This window comes from Vibrio sp. 10N.261.55.A7, from assembly GCF_002877365.1.
In the GTDB taxonomy this organism is placed as follows: Bacteria; Pseudomonadota; Gammaproteobacteria; order Enterobacterales; family Vibrionaceae; genus Vibrio.
Genome location: NZ_MCWZ01000119.1, coordinates 1 through 518 on the forward strand (window position 1 = coordinate 1; position 518 = coordinate 518).

General features: G+C 56.2%; 1 pseudogene. It reads right to left on the bottom strand.

Going from position 1 to position 518, the window contains the following annotated elements:
* A pseudogene (locus tag BCU12_RS23220) lies at positions 1-518 on the bottom strand (hypothetical protein); the annotation flags it as partial.

Here is a 518-nt window from a genome sequence, read left to right on the forward strand (position 1 = left end):
GCATGACCCCCGACGCCACGAGAGATTCGGCAGCATACAACGCCTTGGCATTCCCCGTGACCACGTAGTCTTCCTGCAGCGAATCCACCTTCACGCCTAACTCCGACGACAGCGTTTCTAGCGCGAGCGCCAACGCTTCTGCCGCCAGCGTCTCTGGGTCTGGGCTTTCGCTGCTTCTCTGCGCGCTACTTTGCACCAAATTTTTAACCGTGTTTATCCACGTCAACGTCGTCAGCGGGGTCACCACCTGACTGCCCGGCAATGCCGTCAGCACAAAATCCTGACTGACTCGTTTCCCCGTCGATTCATCCACCGTATTCTCTTTCGTCGCCAACGCGTACAGCAGGTGCGCTGAGCTGTCTGTTGTTGACGTCACTTCCAGGCTGACCGCGCCGCCATCCAAGGTTTTCCCCGAGGGCTCACCGGCGTCATACTGACCATTATCATTGGTGTCCATAAACACGTGGGCATTTTGCAGGTAGCCATCAATCACCGTGACATCATAGTACTGTTGTTGT